Here is a 16,577-nt window from a genome sequence, read left to right as displayed (position 1 = left end):
TCGCCGGATTAAGTGTGTCGACCAAAAAAATCGACGATAGCGTTTAGCGCGACCGAGCGCATTGCGTCCTTTTCAAAAAGGATCTCATGGTATGCCCCTTCTATGACAAACGGCTTATCCCCTTCACAGGGATGACCGCCAGCGGCGCGAAGTTCACAGTAGCGATCGTGCATACGGTTATCGACCACCCGCTCTTCTTCCGCCTGGAGCAATAATGTTGGCGTGACGTCTTTCTCCGCACCGGCCAGCACCTCTTCGCCGGCGAGGATCCCCTCGCGCACCCAGTGGAACGTCGGCCCGCCGACCCGCAGCTGCGGCTCATCGGCGTAAAAGCGCAGGTTGCGGCGATAGCGTTGACGGCTGTGCGTCAGTACGTTAACCGCAAAGGGCAGCGCCCGCCAGCGGCCGGTACCGAGGGCATACTCTTCACGAATGCGCTGATGGCCCTCAGCCCAATCGAGAATATGGCGCACCATCCAGTCAGGCAGGCGCATAACGATGCCGAACATCGGCGCACAGAGCGCCATCGCGTCGCAATGCTGGTGGTAGCGCTGCAAAAATAGCGTCGCAATGGCGCCGCCCATGGAGTGGGCCAGTATAAACCGTTTCCGCCAGCGTCCGGGCGCCACCTGCTGCTGCCAGAACGCGGCGAGATCGTCGACGTAATCGCTGAAATTAACGACGTGCCCGCGGTGGGTATCTGAAAGCATGCGTCCGGAGCGCCCCTGGCCGCGATGATCGATAATCATCACGTCAAAACCGCTGCGGAAAAGATCGTAAGCCAGTTCGGCGTACTTAACGTAGCTTTCAATGCGACCCGGACAAATAACCACGACCCGGTCATGACTTTTGGCGCAGAAGCGAACAAAGCGCACCGGAACGTTATCCACGCCCGTAAATTCAGCCTCTTCCCGCTGACGCCAGAAATCGGTCAGTGGCCCCATGGTAAAGGCCGCAAACGCGTTTTCTCGTGTTTCCCAGTCCTTTTGCTGCAAAAACATCGGGCTTACACCCCTGATAACCGCTGAAAATCGTTTTTTTATCGTGCATCACACAATGCTTACACAATAGCGTATTGTGGCATAAAAACAGACAATCAGGGAGTTTCTCATGACGTTCGAGTGGTGGTTTGCCTATCTGCTGACATCTCTTATTCTCAGCCTGTCGCCGGGATCCGGGGCGATAAATACCATGACCACCTCAATCAACCACGGTTATCGCGGCGCGGCGGCTTCTATTGCCGGGCTACAGACCGGGCTCGGCATTCATATCGTGCTGGTGGGCGTTGGCCTGGGTACGCTTTTTTCCCGTTCGCTGTTGGCCTTTGAAATCCTGAAATGGGCGGGCGCCGCTTATCTTATCTGGCTCGGCATTCAGCAGTGGCGAGCCGCGGGTTCTCTCGATCTGAATACCCTTGCGCAAGCGCAGAGCCGCGGCAAACTCTTTAAGCGCGCGGTGTTCGTCAACCTGACCAACCCAAAAAGCATCGTGTTCCTCGCCGCGCTCTTCCCGCAGTTTATCGTACCGCACCAGCCCCAGGTGATGCAGTACCTCGTGCTCGGCGTCACCACCATCGTAGTCGATATTATCGTGATGATTGGCTACGCCACGCTGGCGCAGCGCATCGCCGCGTGGATCAAAGGGCCCAAACAGATGAAGGCGCTAAACAAGGTTTTTGGATCGCTGTTTATGCTGGTCGGCGCCCTGCTGGCCTCCGCGCGCCACGCCTGATGGATGGAAGCACGCTCGCAAATTATCGTTAGCTTTGCGGGTATAGCGACATCCTCAGCCGAGCAGGCGGGCAAAGAACAAAGATAATTTTTTTGCCCGCTGTTGAACTCGCAGCGCCAGTGCCAGAATGCCGCCAGATTCTCTTCTTCATGGACGAAAACGATGGCGGAAGCGGCAACCCCTCACGATGCGGTATTCAGAACTTTTCTCTCCCGTGTGGAAACCGCACGGGATTTTATCGAGATCCATCTGCCCCCCTCACTCATGCAAATTTGCAAACTGGATACCCTACGCCTTGAGTCAGGAAGCTTTATTGAAGATGATCTGCGCCCCTTCTACAGCGATATCCTCTATTCTCTGGAAACGACCAGTGGTTGCGGCTATGTTCACGTTCTGATTGAACATCAAAGTTCGCCAGATAAATTAATGGCGTTTCGTTTAATGCGCTATGCCATCGCTGCTATGCAGCGGCACATAGAAGAAGGGCATAAAACGCTACCTCTGGTGATCCCGATTCTTTTTTATCAGGGACGGCGAAGCCCCTATCCCTGGTCGCTGGACTGGCTGGAGAACTTTGCCGATCCGGATACTGCGCGCCAGATTTACTCCACCGCCTTTCCGCTGGTGGACATCACCGTTATTCCCGATGACGAAATCATGGAGCACCGGAGTATGGCGGCCCTGACGCTGGTACAAAAGCATATATGGCAGCGCGATATGGCCGAGCTCGTCGACAAGCTCACCAGCCTGCTGTTGCTGGAACAGATGAGCAGACAACAAATTACCGTACTGATAAAATATATGGCCCAGGCGGGAGAAGAGCAGGATGTTCGGCCGCTATTATATGAGCTGGCACAGCGGGTGCCGCAACATGGAGGTGTACTGATGACTCTGGCAGAAAAGTGGCTTGAGGAAGGTATGCAGAAGGGCATTAAGGAAGGCATAAAAGAGGGCATAAAAGAGGGCAAACGCGCTGCGCTTCTTAACGTCGCAAAGGCCATGCTCGAGCGGGGCATTGATACTACTGCGGTTATGGAAATGACCGGTCTGACGTCCGACGATTTGCAGCAGCTGCGTCATTAATATCCGGCCCGCCCATAACCCTTGGGCGGGCCGCAGAACGCTTAGCGCGAAATAATCAGGTGAATACCAAACCCGGCAAACAGAGTACCGGCAATGCCGTCGATCCACTTCGCCATCCGCTGATAGCCGCGGCGCATGCCCGGTAGGGCGAACAGGCTGGCGACCACCGTAAACCAGGCCAGCGTCTCCAGAACAATCAGCAGGAAAATCCCCCAGCGCGCGCCGGAACTGACGCTGTCGCCGACAAACAGCGAGAACACGGAGCCAAAATAGATAATCGCTTTTGGGTTAGCCAGATTGGTCAGCAGCCCTTTCAGGAAGCTCCGGCCGCTGCGCGCCAGTTCGACCTGAGGCTCTACCGCCGCTGCCGCTTCGCTTTTTTTCAGCGCGCCGCGCAGCATCTGGAAACCCATCCAGCACAGATACAGACCGCCGCCGACCATAATAATGGTATGCAGCCAGGCCATCTTCTCGATAATCAGGTTCAGGCCGAGCAGCGCTACGCCCGCCCATACCATTACTCCGCAGGTGATCCCCAGCACGCCCATCATCGCCTCTTTGCGGGAGCGGCTAACGGCGGTTTGTGAAACAAAGAAGAAGTCCGGGCCAGGACTCATCAGCGCAATGATATGCACCAGCGCCACGGTGAAAAAAAGCGTCAACATAATTAACTCGCAGGGAAATAGTCAGGACGAAAACTATATTTACACTTTTTCGTCTGGCTGACTACTCATCATCGCCATCCACGTGCGCGCGGATCAGGGCCATAAACTCTTTACCAAAACGCTCGAGCTTACGCGTGCCAACGCCGTTGACGCTGAGCATCTCCCCGGCCGTCAGCGGCGTTTGCTCAGCCATTTCAATTAGCGTCGCATCGTTAAACACCACGTAGGGCGGGATATTCTCTTCGTCGGCAATCGCCTTACGCAGTTTGCGCAGCTTGGCGAACAGCTTGCGATCGTAATTACCGCCAAAGGATTTCTGCATCGCTTTCGGCTTCAGCGCCACAATACGCGGCACGGCAAGCTGTAGCGTCACGTCGCCGCGCAGGACCGGACGCGCGGCCTCGGTAAGCTGTAGCGCAGAGTGCTGGGCTATATTCTGCGTAACCAGGCCTAAATGAATAAGTTGACGGATCACGCTGACCCAATGCTCGTGGCTCTGTTCGCGCCCAATGCCGTAGACCGGCAGCTTGTCGTGCCCCATATCGCGAATACGCTGGTTATTGGCGCCGCGCAGCACTTCCACCACGTAGCCCATACCAAAGCGCTGATTGACGCGGTAAATCGTCGACAGCGCCTTACGCGCGTCCATTAAACCGTCGTACTGTTTCGGCGGATCGAGGCAGATATCGCAGTTGCCGCAGGGCTCCTGGCGCCCCTCGCCAAAGTAGTTGAGCAGCACCAGACGGCGGCAGGTTTGCGCTTCGGCAAAGGCCCCCATCGCGTTGAGCTTATGGCGTTCAATGTCCTGCAGCGGCCCGGCGGGTTTCTCCTCAAGGCAGCGTCGGAGCCACGCCATATCCGCCGGATCGTAAAACAGCATCGCCTCGGCAGGCAGCCCATCGCGCCCGGCGCGCCCGGTCTCCTGGTAATAGGATTCAATATTGCGGGGGATATCGAAATGCACCACAAAACGGACGTTCGGTTTGTTGATACCCATACCGAAGGCTACCGTCGCCACCACGATTTGCAGGTCGTCGCGCTGGAATTTCTCCTGCACGTCGGCGCGGATATGGTTTTCCAGCCCGGCGTGATAGGCCGCGGCGCTGATGCCGCGGCTTTGCAGGCGAGCGGCGGTGTCTTCCACTTTTGAGCGGCTATTGCAGTAGATAATGCCCGACTTACCGCGCTGGTCCTGCACGTAGCGCATCAGCTGATCCAGCGGCTTAAACTTCTCCATCAGCATATAGCGGATGTTGGGTCGGTCGAAGCTGCTGACCTGAATGAGCGGGTCGTTTAGATCCAGCAGGCGAACAATGTCGCGACGCGTCGTGTCATCGGCGGTAGCGGTCAGCGCCATAAACGGGATTTGCGGTATCCGCTGGCGCAGCTGCCCTAACGCGGCGTATTCCGGACGGAAATCGTGCCCCCACTGGGAAATACAGTGCGCCTCGTCTACCGCCACCATCGACAGATTCCAGTGCGTAAGATGCTCAAGGAAGTTATCCAGCATCAGGCGCTCCGGGGCGATATACAGCAGGCGAATCTGCCCGCTGCGGCAGCCGGCCATCACCTCCTGCTGCTGCTCCCGGCTCTGGGTTGAGTTCAGGCACGCCGCCGCCACGCCGTTAGCCAGCAGCTGATCGACCTGGTCCTTCATCAAGGAAATAAGCGGCGACACCACGACGGTGAGACCGCCCAGTACCAGCGCCGGAACCTGATAACACAGCGACTTGCCGCCGCCGGTTGGCATCACCACCAGGCAATCGCGCCCGGCCAACGCCGTATCGATAATGGTTTCCTGGCCCGGGCGAAACTGCTGGTAGCCGAAGGTCTCTTGTAAAACCTGCTTAGCCAGCGATTCCTGATTCAATACTTCCGCCTGCGCCACGTTGACCCCATATGCCTGAAAAGAAAACAGGCGCTATTTTCAGCGCCTGAGAGCCAGAGTGCAACGATTAAAACAGATCGTTGAGCATCAGCCCGACGCCGACGCGGGTCTGATTGAAGTTATAATCGATGAGCGACTCGCCATAACCGCTATAGACCTGAGTATAGACGCGCACGTGTTTGGTGATCGGATAGCTCACCCCAAGCTCGGCGCCGCCGTAGCCGGTATTCCAGTTATATTGCCCCTGGGCGCTGAGGATGGCGTCGCCCAGCTGATAGCCCACTTTCAGCCGGTAATACCCCATATATTTGGTGATATCCGGATTATCGTCGGTGCTGCCAATCACGTACCAGGGCTTCACCTCAACCAGCCAGTTGCCGTTTTGCGCCATCAGCCGGGTATAGAGGCGGTTCCAGCTGCGGGAGGTGGGATCGGAACGGCCGTTAGAGTCGTGGTTATAACCCATCTCAACGTCGCGCAGCGTCCAGCCGGCGAACGAGTAATCGGTCGCAAACCCGAGGAACAGCTGCGGCTCATAGTTGGTTTCGCGAAACGGCGCGGACTCTTTGCTGTTGGAGAGCTGCCACCAGGATTTTTGCGTATAAGAAGCGCCCAGCAGCGAATTCTCACCGAGGATCCCTCGCCACAGCGGAAACGCCAGGCTGAGCTGGAACTTCACTTCATCTTTACGCGCATTTTCGGCCCAGTCGTAGCTCCGAATCGCTTCTTTATTGAGATCGCTGGTCCACGTATAGAGCAGATAGTTGCTCTCGTAGGGATAGAGCAGGAACGGATTATCATGGTCCTGTAACAGGTTGGCGATAATGCTCCCGCGAACGACCGGAGCGTCGTGGACCTGTTTATTCACCGGCGCGTCCTGCGCCAGAACGCCGGCCGGAAGCGCAACAAGCGCCAGCAGGCAGGCCAAAGAGATACGCATTGCTGTTCTCCTGGATGGATATTTATTATTTCTGTTTAACCCAGGCAGCATTCTACCTATTTATGCGGCATCTGACCTGTTATCCGTTCTTAAAGTAGAAATCAATATTTTAGAAGCATAAAATCAACATTTCATTAACTTATGGAAGTGTTGTTATGTCTGAACTGACCGCCGCCGCCGCCCTGAAGCTGGTGGGAGAGATCTTCGTCTACCATATGCCGTTTAATCGTGCCTTAGGGCTGGAGCTGGAGCGCTATGAAAAGGAGTTTGCCCAGCTGAGTTTCAACAATCAGCCGATGATGGTGGGCAACTGGGCGCAGAGCATTTTACATGGCGGCGTGATCGCCTCAGCGCTGGACGTCGCTGCGGGGCTGGTATGCGTCGGCAGCACGCTGACTCGCCACGACACCATCAATGAAGAAGAGCTGCGCCAGCGCCTGTCGCGGATGGGCACTATCGATCTGCGCGTCGACTACCTGCGTCCGGGCCGCGGGGAACGCTTTACCGCCACCAGCAGCCTGCTGCGAGCCGGTAATAAAGTGGCGGTGGCCCGCGTCGAGCTGCATAACGAAGAGCAGGTGTATATCGCCAGCGCCACGGCGACGTATATGGTGGGTTGATCGGCCTAAATCGAGTAACATCTCTCTCTTTGGCAATGGATTTGTACCGATGGACGCTAAACAAACGCGGGTGGGGATTCTTCTGGCCCTGGCCGCCTATTTTATCTGGGGTATCGCACCGGCGTACTTCAAGCTTATCTACTATGTTCCCGCCGATGAAATTCTGACTCACCGCGTGATCTGGTCCTTCTTCTTCATGGTCGCGCTGATCAGCATCAGCCGTCAGTGGCCGCAGGTCAAAAGGCTGCTGAAAACGCCGAAAAAGGTGTTCCTGCTGGCGCTCTCTGCGGTGCTGGTGGGCGGCAACTGGCTGCTGTTTATCTGGGCGGTGAATAACCATCATATGCTGGAAGCCAGCCTGGGCTATTTTATCAATCCGCTGGTGAATATTCTGCTGGGGATGATCTTCCTCGGGGAGCGCTTTCGCCGGATGCAGTGGCTGGCGGTGCTGCTGGCCGCCTGCGGCGTGCTGGTACAGCTCTGGACCTTCGGCTCGCTGCCGATTATCGCGCTGGGCCTGGCGTTCAGCTTCGCTTTTTACGGCCTGCTGCGTAAAAAGATCGCCGTGGATGCGCAAACCGGGATGCTGTTTGAGACGCTCTGGCTGCTGCCGGTCGCCGCGATTTATCTGTTTGGTATTGCCGATAGCCCGACCAGCCACATGGGGCAGAATCCGTGGTCGCTGAACCTGCTACTGATGGCGGCGGGCGTGGTCACCACCATCCCGCTGCTGTGCTTTACCGGCGCGGCAACCCGCCTGCGCCTCTCCACGCTGGGATTTTTCCAGTATATCGGCCCGACGCTGATGTTCCTGCTGGCGGTAACCTTCTACGGCGAAGTGCCGGGCGCGGATAAAATGGTAACCTTCGCCTTTATCTGGGTGGCGCTGGCGATTTTCGTGATGGATGCGGTTTACACAATACGCCGTACGCGTAGGGCATAAAGCCAAGCTGGTACGCAAAAAAGGAGCCGAAGCTCCTTTTTTTACAGCCAGTTTTTACGCTTAAAGTACAGATACGGCGCCAGGCCGGCGAGCATCATAAAGACAATCGCGCCGGGATAGCCAAAGCTCCAGTGCAGCTCGGGCATAAACTCAAAGTTCATCCCATAGCTGGAAGCCACCAGCGTCGGCGGCAGGAACACCACGGAGACCACCGAGAAGATCTTGATGATGCGGTTCTGCTCAATGTTGATAAAACCCATCGCCGCCTGCATCAGGAAGTTAACCTTCTGGAACAGCGACTCGTTGTGCGGCAGCAGGGATTCGATGTCGCGCAGGATCTCACGCGCCTGCTCCAGCTGACCGGCCGGAAGGCGGGCTTTGCGCACGAGGAAGTTCAGCGCGCGCTGGGTATCCATCAGACACAGGCGGACTTTCCAGCCGATATCTTCCTGCTCCGCCAGCGTCGAGAGCGCCTCGTCGTAATCATCGCCCTGACGGCCTTCCATGATCACCCGGCTGAGCTTTTCCAGGTCGCTATAGATGTTTTCAATTTCATCCGCCAGCTGCTCGATTTTGGTTTCGAACAGGTCCAGCAGCAGCTCGTAAGCGTTGCCGTCCACCATCGACTGGCTGCGGGCGCGCATGCGATACAGGCGGAAAGCGGGCAGCTCCCGTTCGCGCAGGGTGAACAGACGCCCTTCGCGGATAGTAAACGCGACGGTAGAGTTACCGGCGTGATCCTCAGCATCTTCAAAAAAGAAAAATGAGTGGATATGCAGGCCGTCTTCATCCTCAAAGAAACGCGCTGACGCTTCGATGTCTTCCAGCTCCGGGCGCGTCGCCAGGTTCTGACCCAATTCCGTTTGCACGCGGCTTCGTTCATCGTCGTCAGGCTCGACCAGATCGACCCACACCGAACTGGCGAGGTGCTTGATCTCGTCGGCTTCCAGACGTGTTAAACGATTGTTTTCCAGTTGAAATGCGCTCAGCATGACCGGGACTCCCAATGCAAAAAATTATCGGACAGTTCGGTGGGCACACAGAAACAATTTGGGTTTCAGACCATTAAGCCTGACTCAGAGCGACGGGAATAGAACGGGTCGCCGACAACCGCTAAGGCTATCAGCATAAGAGGATAGCCTTAGGAGTTGTTCCTGATGGGCAGGAAATTGAGCCAGCATCTACTGGGTGTGTCCAAGGCGAATGTCCTCTTAGCGTAATCGTGCGCGCATGTTACGCCAGCGCAAAAACGGCGTCAACACGCAACGGAACGCTAAAGAGCAAATCAAGCTCCTTAACGTATAAAGGTAGCAGAATATTACAAAATAATGATACTTTTCTTACTGTTACACTGTTTCAAGCCGGGCATACGCCGCGACCAGCCATTTAATCCCCTGCCCCTGAAACGCAACCTGCAGGCGGCTGTGTTCGCCGCTGCCTTCGAGGTTCACGATCGTGCCTTCGCCAAACTTGGCATGGCGCACGCGCTGGCCCAGCTTATAGCCGGTGTCGTTTTCCGCCATCGGCGTCCCCATCCGCTGATGGCTGACCGGACGGCTCACCGTGGCGCGCAGCCGCACCTCTTCCACGCACGACTCCGGCAGCTCGCCGATAAAGCGCGACGGACGGTGATAAACCTCTTTGCCATACAGGCGGCGGGTTTCCGCATAGGTCAGCGTGAGCTTCTGCATCGCACGGGTGACGCCGACGTAGGCCAGACGGCGTTCTTCTTCCAGGCGACCGCCCTCATCAAGCGCCATCTGGCTCGGGAACATCCCCTCTTCCACGCCGACGATAAAGACCTGCGGGAACTCCAGCCCTTTCGCCGAGTGCAGGGTCATCAGCTGTACCGCATCCTGCCAGGTATCCGCCTGCCCTTCTCCCGCTTCCAGCGCCGCATGCGAGAGGAACGCCTGCAGCGGCATCAAATCTTCATCTTCTTCGTTGTAGCTGAACTGGCGCGTTGCCGTCACCAGCTCCTCTAAGTTTTCAATGCGCGTCTGGCCTTTCTCGCCTTTCTCCTGCTCGTACATCATGCGCAGGCCGGAGTCTTTAATCACCCGATCGGTCTGCACGTGCAGCGGCATATCGGCGGTTTCCTGCGCCAGGGCGTCAATGAGCTCCATAAAACGCTGCAGGGCGCTGGCGGCGCGTCCGGCAAGCACTTTATTTTTTAACAGCTCGCGACAGGCCTGCCACAGCGTCAGCTGACGGTCGCGCGAGGTCTGGCGCACCACATCCAGCGTGCGATCGCCGATACCGCGCGTCGGGGTATTCACCACGCGCTCAAAGGCCGCGTCGTCATTACGATTGGCGATCAGGCGCAGATAGGAGAGCGCATCTTTGATCTCCTGGCGTTCGAAGAAGCGCATGCCGCCATAAATACGATACGGCATGCTGGCCTGCAGCAGCGCCTCTTCCAGCACGCGCGACTGGGCGTTGCTGCGATACAGAATCGCGCACTGCTCCAGCGCCCCGCCGTTTTCCTGCCAGGTTTTGATGCGGTTGACGACAAAGCGCGCCTCATCAAGATCGTTAAACGCGCAGTAGAGCGAAATCGGCTCGCCGTCGGCGCCGTCGGTCCACAGCTTTTTCCCCAGGCGCCCGCTGTTGTTTTCAATCAGGGCGTTGGCCGCGCTGAGGATATTGCTGGTCGAGCGATAGTTTTGCTCGAGACGGATAGTTTCCGCGCCGGGGAAATCGTTGAGGAAGCGCTGGATGTTCTCCACCTGCGCGCCGCGCCAGCCGTAAATGGACTGATCGTCATCGCCGACGATCATCACCTTGCCAGTATCGCCCGCCAGCAGGCGGATCCACGCGTACTGAATGTTGTTGGTATCCTGAAATTCGTCCACCAGGATATTGGTAAAGCGCTCGCGGTAGTGCTGAAGAATGTGCGGCTTGTTGAGCCACAGTTCGTGGGCGCGCAGCAGCAGTTCGGCGAAATCCACCAGCCCCGCCCGATCGCAGGCCTCCTGGTAGGCCTGATAAACCTTCTGCCAGGTCTGCTCAACCGGGTTACCGTAGCTCTGTATATGGTGCGGGCGCAGCCCTTCATCTTTCTGGCCGTTGATGTACCACATCGCCTGACGCGGCGGCCACTGCTTCTCATCGAGATTCATCGCCTTAATCAGACGCTTGAGCAGGCGCAGCTGGTCTTCGCTGTCGAGGATCTGGAAGTCCTGCGGCAGGTTGGCGTCAAGGTGATGAGCGCGCAGCAGCCGGTGCGCCAATCCGTGGAAAGTGCCGACCCACATACCGCCCTGGGTGGTACCCATCAGTTGGCCAATACGATGGCGCATTTCCGTCGCCGCTTTGTTGGTAAAGGTCACCGCCATAATGGAGTAAGGGGAACAGTGCTCAACGCTCAGCAGCCAGGCGATGCGGTGTACCAGTACGCGCGTCTTACCGCTGCCCGCGCCTGCCAGAACCAGCATGTTAGTACGTGATGCCGCAACGGCTTCACGCTGTTTGTCATTAAGGCTGTCGAGCAGATAAGAAACGTCCATTGGCACCGCCGGAAATGAGACGCCCGGCAACGTTCAGTCCACCGGGCTACTGTTAATTTATACAGAACTACTGACGATTATATCAGCGAGGTCAGAGATGCCAACCGTGAAATTTCGATGTGCGGTAACAGGCGGCTGTCGGCGGTGCGCATCAGGTCTGCGCCCTGCGGTTTGATCCAACAGGCCTGCATGCCGCAGCGAATGGAGCCCGCCACGTCGGTCGTCAGATCGTCACCAACGTGCAGAATCTGCCCCAGCGGCAGCGCCAGCCGTTCTGCCGCCAGATGATACATATCGGCAAAAGGTTTAGAACGCCCGTCCGGACCGGCGCGCAGCACGAAGCGGAAGTAGTCGCTCAGGCCAAAAAGTTCCGGCCGGGCATTGCCGTTGGTAATGGCCACCAGCGGCCACTTTTCCGCCAGCTGCGCCAGCGTATCGTGCGTCTCCTGCGGGACATCGACCAGGCTGCGCCAGTGGGCGAAGTTCGCCATCGCTTCCTCGGCCCCCGTTTTCGCCAGCGCCGCAGAAAGCCCGGCGTTGATCATCCCCAGCTCCAGCGCGCGGCGGCGCCACTCGGTGACATCGTGGTAAATTTCCGGCTCTGACTCCAGCAGCGTCTGGCGCAGCCGGTTGAGTTCGCTGGCGTCAAATTGACTCAGCGACGGGTGGTAGCTGCGCACAAAGCTCAGCGACTCATGCAGCGTTCGGTCAATCACCGGACGGTTGTCATAAAGGGTATCGTCCAGGTCAAATGTCAGTGCTGAAATCTGGCCCAGAGGTCGGTAAAAACGCATTATTTCCCCCGTTTGGCGCGCGGATGCGCCGCATCGTACACCGACGCAAGGTGTTGAAAATCAAGATGGGTATAAATTTGAGTGGTGGACAGATTCGCATGACCCAGCAGCTCCTGCACCCCGCGCAGATCGCCGCTCGACTCCAGCATATGGGTCGCGAAAGAGTGGCGCAGCTTATGCGGATGCACGTGGCTGTTGAGGCCCTGCTTAATGCCCCATTCGGCAAAGCGCTTTTGCACGTTACGCGCGGAAATTCGCTTACCCAGCTTTGATAAGAACAAGGCGTCTTCATCAGCGCCGAACAGGCCGCGCAGGTCGAGCCAGTGCTCAATCCACACCACCGCGTTGCGGCCAATCGGCAGGCGGCGCTCTTTGCTGCCTTTGCCCATCACCCACACCTCGCCGGATTCCAGATCGAGGTGCTTAATGTCGAGATTCACCAGCTCCGAGAGACGCAGTCCCGCGCCGTACATCACTTCCAGCATCGCCCTGTCGCGTACCGCCAGCGGATCGTTAAGATCGATATCCAGCAGTCGGTTAACGTCGTCGACGTCGATATTTTTTGGTAAATGGCGCGGTGTTTTCGGCGCCGAAATCCCCTTCGCCGGATTCGCGGCCAGTTCGCCCTGGCTCACCAGCCAGTCAAAGAAGCTGCGTAAGGCGGAGAGACGTAAAGCCAGGCTGGCTGGCCCCAGCCCCTGGCGACGGCTGCGCACCGCCAGGCTACGGACCTGGGCAGCATCGCACTGCTGCCAGCTTTTCAGCCCGGCGCTATCCGCCAGCGCGATAAGCGTCTCAAGCTGGCGGCGGTAGTTCAGCAGCGTTATCGGGCTCAGCTGACGCTCCACGCCGAGATAGCGTAAAAAGCGTTCTACGGGCGTAAACAGCGGCGAGTCGGTCATGCGCGCTCGATCCAGCGCTCCAGCAACCCCGGGAGCATCGACGCAATTTCCTGCAAAAGCTGCGTTCCCTGACCTTGCTGATAGTGCTGAGGGTCGCGACTGCTGAACAGCATCACGCCGGGCGCTTCATCCCCTCCCAGCAGCGACATCGCCACCGAACCCACGGCTTTTGCTTCCGGCAGCACCACCAGCAGTTCCGGGCCGTTTAATGGGCCAAGATAATGGCGCTGTTGCCCAAGACGCTGAATGCGAATAGGCTCAAACGCCTGACGGCTTATCGCCAGATGAGTGAATTTGGAGGGCGCGCCGAGCCGCCAGCTGTCGGGAAACAGGCGCACCGTCGCGCCCGCCAGCCCCAGCTCGCGCGCCCAGCGATGAAAGCGGTTCAGCATTTCATCAAGGCTATCGGCCGCCGCCAGCCGCGTCTGGAGATCAAACAGGCGCTGAAACAGGCTTTCGTTAGCCGTCGCCTGGGCCATCAGCAGCGTCATATTCTCTTCCAGCACGTTGATATGGTTCCGCGCCCGCGCCATGTGCCATTCCACCAGCGAGACCGAACCACGTACCGGATGCGGCACCGACATATGCTCCACCAGCGCCGCATTACGAATAAAGAATTCAGGATGTTGCAACAGATAGTCCACCACTGCGCGATCGTTCAGCTCGCTGGCGAGTTCCTGCTGTTCTTCCCCGACTTGTTTCATAAATGAATAAATCCGTCATAGACATGTGCCGCCGGGCCAGTCATATACAGCGGTTGGCCCGGACCTTTCCAGGCGATATCAAGACGCCCACCGGGTAATTCCACGCGGACCTCCTCGCCCAGTAATCCCTGCTGGATACCGACTGCCGCCGCCGCGCAGGCGCCGCTGCCGCAGGCCTGCGTTTCACCCGCGCCGCGTTCATACACGCGCAGGCGAATATGGGAGCGGCTGACCACCTGCATAAAGCCGATGTTCGCCCGCTCCGGGAAGCGCTCGTGGTTTTCCATCACCGGGCCGAGCGTTTCCACCGTCGCGGTTTCCACATCATCGACCTGAATAACGCAGTGCGGGTTGCCCATCGACACCACGCCGCACAATACTGTCTGTTCAGCGGCGCGCATGATATAGGTCTTTTCCGCTTTGTTGGCGCGGAACGGCACCTGCGACGGTTCGAAGTTTGGCTCACCCATATTCACGCGCACCAGATCGTCTTCCGTTACGCTTAATACCATACGGCCGTTCGAGGTACTGACGCGGATGTCACGTTTATTGGTCAGGCCTTTCAGGCGCACAAAGCGGGCGAAACAGCGCGCGCCGTTGCCGCATTGAGCCACCTCGCTACCGTCGGCATTGAAGATGCGATAGTGGAAGTCGAGCTCCGGATCGTAGGGCGGCTCAACCACCAGCAGCTGATCGAAGCCCACGCCAAGATGCCGATCCGCCAGACGACGAATCAGTTCCGGTGAGAAAAAAACATTCTGAGTTACCGCGTCAACAACCATAAAGTCATTGCCAAGGCCATGCATTTTAGAGAACTGCATCATCTACTCCAGCAGCGCGGAACTGTCAGTAATTCACCTGGGTCGGACCACCGCTATCACCGCGATCGTTACGATCCGGCGTAGAGCTCTGGATACCGCTATCAACCGGTTTAGTCGGCGGAGGCGCCGTTTTATCCGCTGGCGGGAAATAGAGCGGCCCTTTCAGACCACAGCCGGTGAGGCTGAGGACCGCAAATAAAACGGCAAGCGCTGGGAAAACGTTTTTCATGGATAGTAGCCCGTAATTCATTCTTTCTGTTTTCTATCATCGCAGGAGAAGACGTAAAAGCAAGCGTTTAGGGCAGCTTTATGACATCTGAAAAGCGGCTTTCCACCAGGGTTACAGCGCAAACGCGTTGGTAGATATACGCTGATGATTCATTTTAGCAGGGTCACTGCCAGCATTTTTTTAGCGCCTGTATCGACTGCACAATATCCGCTTCCATCACGCCGGCAAATCCCAGCACCACGCCGTAATGATGGCGGCTTTCAGGCGTACCGGGGATCCACAATGCGCTCAGCGGCGTAATTTCCACGCCTGCCGCCTGGGCCTGGCTAACGAGACGGGTTTCTGTTTCAGCATCATCCAGCGTAATCGCCGCATGTAGCCCCGAGGCCACTTCCGGCATCACGCCAATATGGCTCAGATGCTGATTCCACTCGGCCAGCAGCAGATCGCGACGGCTTTTACTAATTCTGCGCATTCGCCGGATATGAGGCTGGAAATGCCCCTCCGAAATAAAGCTCGCCATCACCTGCTGGTCGTTCATTGGCGGCTGGCGGGTGGATAGCGTACGCAGCAGGTTCAGCGGTTCCACCAGCTGTTGCGGAACCACCATGTAGCCCAGGCGTAGCGCGGGATACATCACTTTAGAAAACGAACCGATATAAATCACCCGATGGCGGTTATCCAGCGCGGCGAGCGGCATCAGCGGCGTGCCGTTATAGCGATACTCGCCGTCGTAATCATCCTCCATAATCCACGCCTGATGCTTTCTGGCCCACTCCAGCAGCGTCATCCGCCGCGATAGCGAGAGCGTCGCGCCCGTCGGGTACTGGCATGACGGGCTCACGTAGACCATCCGGGCGTCGGGATAATCCGTCAACTGCGCCGTCTGAAGCCCCTCATCATCAACGTTAATCGCTTTAATATTCAAACCAAGGCAGGAGAATACGCCCGCCGCCGCCCAGTGGCAGGGGTTTTCCATAATGACGTCCTGCCCGACGCGCAGCAGCAGCGCGGAACAGAGCATTATCGCCTGTTGTGCGCCAAGGGTAATAATCACCTGAGCCGGATCGCACTTCAGGCCGCGCGAGGTATGCAGATAGCTGGCGATAAGCTCGCGCAGCTGTAAATCGCCCGCCGGAACGCCGTAACCCATTTGCGCAATGGGTCGCCGCCGCCAGAAGCGGTTTTGCAGGCGCGACCAGGTATCAAACGGGAAATGGTCAATCGCGGGCATGCCGATGCGAAAAGCCTTCGGCGGGCCATCGTGCACAAAATGGCGATTAAACCGCGCCGTCAGCGGCAGGCGCGAGTCGACGCGTAAGGCAGGAATTTCAGGGACGTCGGGGCCTTCGTCAACCTCCTGCCCGCGATAACGTATATAGGTGCCGTCGCCCTGTCGGGTTTCAATTAAATCATCGGCATATAAACGCTCGTAGACCGAGACCACCGTATTGCGAGAAACCCCCAGCAGCCGCGCCAGCTCACGCGTCGCGGGTAGTTTAGCCCCGTGAAGACCGGGCGTATTCACCATCTTCTCTCTCAGGGCGCGATAAAGCTGCTCGCTACGCTTTCTGCCAGCATCCAGCTTTATTCCCGTTAAATCAAAAGGCAGAGCAACCGACAAATTGGCACCTTAATATCGTGGGTTTTTGGTCCTGTTATACATCCAATATGACAATTAGCATAGGCGCATTAATACTCATGATGAAAGCGACGCCTTTCATCGCTCTCTGAACCCTGAATGATTG

17 protein-coding genes are annotated in these 16,577 nt (G+C 57.5%); 4 read left to right on the top strand and 13 right to left on the bottom strand.

Annotated elements, in window-relative coordinates; all coding sequences use genetic code 11:
* Positions 1 to 8: 8 nt before the first annotated feature.
* Positions 9 to 1,001 carry a lysophospholipase L2 gene (gene pldB, locus SIK97_RS25990; protein WP_004097574.1) on the bottom strand — a complete coding sequence of 331 codons (993 nt, stop codon included), beginning with the start codon at positions 999 to 1,001 and terminating at the stop codon, positions 9 to 11.
* A gap of 109 nt (positions 1,002 to 1,110) precedes the next feature.
* Here pldB and rhtB point away from each other — a divergent pair, with 109 nt between their 5' ends.
* Together rhtB and SIK97_RS25980 are read left to right on the top strand one after the other, a co-directional pair.
* Positions 1,111 to 1,731, top strand: a complete 621-nt coding sequence (gene rhtB, locus SIK97_RS25985) for a homoserine/homoserine lactone efflux protein (protein WP_014227472.1) — start codon at positions 1,111 to 1,113, stop codon at positions 1,729 to 1,731.
* Positions 1,732 to 1,893: 162 nt separating this feature from the next.
* Entirely contained in the window at positions 1,894 to 2,814 is a 921-nt protein-coding gene (locus SIK97_RS25980; RefSeq protein ID WP_047722755.1) for an Rpn family recombination-promoting nuclease/putative transposase, read from the top strand.
* Positions 2,815 to 2,855: 41 nt separating this feature from the next.
* Here the strand turns inward: SIK97_RS25980 and rhtC are convergent, their stop codons facing one another.
* The 3 genes from rhtC to pldA all read right to left on the bottom strand — a co-directional run bounded on the left by rhtC (position 2,856) and on the right by pldA (position 6,307).
* Positions 2,856 to 3,479, bottom strand: coding sequence for a threonine export protein RhtC (gene rhtC / locus SIK97_RS25975; protein ID WP_004097571.1), 624 nt, complete (start codon positions 3,477 to 3,479; stop codon positions 2,856 to 2,858).
* Positions 3,480 to 3,540: 61 nt separating this feature from the next.
* Positions 3,541 to 5,367, bottom strand: coding sequence for an ATP-dependent DNA helicase RecQ (gene recQ, locus SIK97_RS25970; RefSeq protein ID WP_004097570.1), 1,827 nt, complete (start codon positions 5,365 to 5,367; stop codon positions 3,541 to 3,543).
* Positions 5,368 to 5,434: 67 nt separating this feature from the next.
* On the bottom strand, positions 5,435 to 6,307 hold the full coding sequence (gene pldA / locus SIK97_RS25965) for a phospholipase A (RefSeq protein ID WP_004097569.1): 873 nt from the start codon (positions 6,305 to 6,307) through the stop codon (positions 5,435 to 5,437).
* Between the two features lie 155 nt (positions 6,308 to 6,462).
* Between pldA and yigI the strand changes: the two genes are divergently transcribed.
* Together yigI and rarD are read left to right on the top strand one after the other, a co-directional pair.
* On the top strand, positions 6,463 to 6,927 hold the full coding sequence (gene yigI, locus SIK97_RS25960) for an acyl-CoA thioesterase YigI (RefSeq protein ID WP_004097567.1): 465 nt from the start codon (positions 6,463 to 6,465) through the stop codon (positions 6,925 to 6,927).
* A gap of 49 nt (positions 6,928 to 6,976) precedes the next feature.
* Positions 6,977 to 7,870, top strand: a complete 894-nt coding sequence (gene rarD, locus SIK97_RS25955; RefSeq protein ID WP_014227470.1) for an EamA family transporter RarD — start codon at positions 6,977 to 6,979, stop codon at positions 7,868 to 7,870.
* A 41-nt stretch (positions 7,871 to 7,911) separates the two neighbouring features.
* On the opposite strand, the gene corA is transcribed toward rarD, so the two are convergent.
* The 9 genes from corA to SIK97_RS25915 form a co-directional block, all read right to left on the bottom strand.
* A complete protein-coding gene (corA, locus tag SIK97_RS25950; protein ID WP_004097564.1) occupies positions 7,912 to 8,862 on the bottom strand; it encodes a magnesium/cobalt transporter CorA in 951 nt (316 codons plus the stop codon).
* A 149-nt stretch (positions 8,863 to 9,011) separates the two neighbouring features.
* Complete coding sequence (gene ysgD, locus SIK97_RS29750; RefSeq protein ID WP_349817343.1) at positions 9,012 to 9,068, bottom strand: YsgD/CorL family protein; 57 nt, start codon at positions 9,066 to 9,068, stop codon at positions 9,012 to 9,014.
* A gap of 148 nt (positions 9,069 to 9,216) precedes the next feature.
* Complete coding sequence (gene uvrD, locus SIK97_RS25945) at positions 9,217 to 11,379, bottom strand: DNA helicase II (protein ID WP_032747365.1); 2,163 nt, start codon at positions 11,377 to 11,379, stop codon at positions 9,217 to 9,219.
* A 77-nt stretch (positions 11,380 to 11,456) separates the two neighbouring features.
* Positions 11,457 to 12,173, bottom strand: coding sequence for a 5-amino-6-(5-phospho-D-ribitylamino)uracil phosphatase YigB (yigB, locus tag SIK97_RS25940; protein WP_032747362.1), 717 nt, complete (start codon positions 12,171 to 12,173; stop codon positions 11,457 to 11,459).
* Positions 12,173 to 13,075: a tyrosine recombinase XerC gene (gene xerC / locus SIK97_RS25935; protein WP_009651718.1), complete on the bottom strand. Its 903-nt coding sequence runs from the start codon at positions 13,073 to 13,075 to the stop codon at positions 12,173 to 12,175. Before xerC ends, yigB begins: the two co-directional genes overlap by 1 nt.
* Positions 13,072 to 13,779, bottom strand: a complete 708-nt coding sequence (locus SIK97_RS25930; RefSeq protein WP_025108404.1) for a DUF484 domain-containing protein — start codon at positions 13,777 to 13,779, stop codon at positions 13,072 to 13,074. Before SIK97_RS25930 ends, xerC begins: the two co-directional genes overlap by 4 nt.
* Entirely contained in the window at positions 13,776 to 14,600 is an 825-nt protein-coding gene (dapF, locus tag SIK97_RS25925) for a diaminopimelate epimerase (RefSeq protein ID WP_004127458.1), read from the bottom strand. The genes SIK97_RS25930 and dapF overlap by 4 nt, the downstream gene beginning before the upstream one ends.
* A 25-nt stretch (positions 14,601 to 14,625) precedes the next feature.
* The gene (gene lptM, locus SIK97_RS25920; protein ID WP_009651708.1) at positions 14,626 to 14,829 is read right to left on the bottom strand and encodes an LPS translocon maturation chaperone LptM; all 204 of its coding nucleotides are present in this window, start codon (positions 14,827 to 14,829) and stop codon (positions 14,626 to 14,628) included.
* A 163-nt stretch (positions 14,830 to 14,992) separates the two neighbouring features.
* A complete protein-coding gene (locus tag SIK97_RS25915) occupies positions 14,993 to 16,453 on the bottom strand; it encodes a PLP-dependent aminotransferase family protein (RefSeq protein WP_014227466.1) in 1,461 nt (486 codons plus the stop codon).
* Positions 16,454 to 16,577 lie beyond the last annotated feature (124 nt).

This window comes from Klebsiella sp. JN_Kp126 (assembly GCF_033843325.1).
Lineage (GTDB): Bacteria > Pseudomonadota > Gammaproteobacteria > Enterobacterales > Enterobacteriaceae > Klebsiella > Klebsiella michiganensis.
The sequence above is the reverse complement of the archived record's forward strand: the minus strand, read 5'-3'. Positions and strand labels throughout refer to the sequence as shown.

Coding starts and splice junctions, on each gene's coding strand:
- pldB (WP_004097574.1), bottom strand. CDS start 1,001: ATGTTTTTGCAGCAAAAGGACTGGGAAACACGAGAAAACGCGTTTGCG.
- rhtB (WP_014227472.1), top strand. CDS start 1,111: ATGACGTTCGAGTGGTGGTTTGCCTATCTGCTGACATCTCTTATTCTC.
- SIK97_RS25980 (WP_047722755.1), top strand. CDS start 1,894: ATGGCGGAAGCGGCAACCCCTCACGATGCGGTATTCAGAACTTTTCTC.
- rhtC (WP_004097571.1), bottom strand. CDS start 3,479: ATGTTGACGCTTTTTTTCACCGTGGCGCTGGTGCATATCATTGCGCTG.
- pldA (WP_004097569.1), bottom strand. CDS start 6,307: ATGCGTATCTCTTTGGCCTGCCTGCTGGCGCTTGTTGCGCTTCCGGCC.
- yigI (WP_004097567.1), top strand. CDS start 6,463: ATGTCTGAACTGACCGCCGCCGCCGCCCTGAAGCTGGTGGGAGAGATC.
- rarD (WP_014227470.1), top strand. CDS start 6,977: ATGGACGCTAAACAAACGCGGGTGGGGATTCTTCTGGCCCTGGCCGCC.
- corA (WP_004097564.1), bottom strand. CDS start 8,862: ATGCTGAGCGCATTTCAACTGGAAAACAATCGTTTAACACGTCTGGAA.
- uvrD (WP_032747365.1), bottom strand. CDS start 11,379: ATGGACGTTTCTTATCTGCTCGACAGCCTTAATGACAAACAGCGTGAA.
- yigB (WP_032747362.1), bottom strand. CDS start 12,173: ATGCGTTTTTACCGACCTCTGGGCCAGATTTCAGCACTGACATTTGAC.
- xerC (WP_009651718.1), bottom strand. CDS start 13,075: ATGACCGACTCGCCGCTGTTTACGCCCGTAGAACGCTTTTTACGCTAT.
- SIK97_RS25930 (WP_025108404.1), bottom strand. CDS start 13,779: ATGAAACAAGTCGGGGAAGAACAGCAGGAACTCGCCAGCGAGCTGAAC.
- dapF (WP_004127458.1), bottom strand. CDS start 14,600: ATGCAGTTCTCTAAAATGCATGGCCTTGGCAATGACTTTATGGTTGTT.
- lptM (WP_009651708.1), bottom strand. CDS start 14,829: ATGAAAAACGTTTTCCCAGCGCTTGCCGTTTTATTTGCGGTCCTCAGC.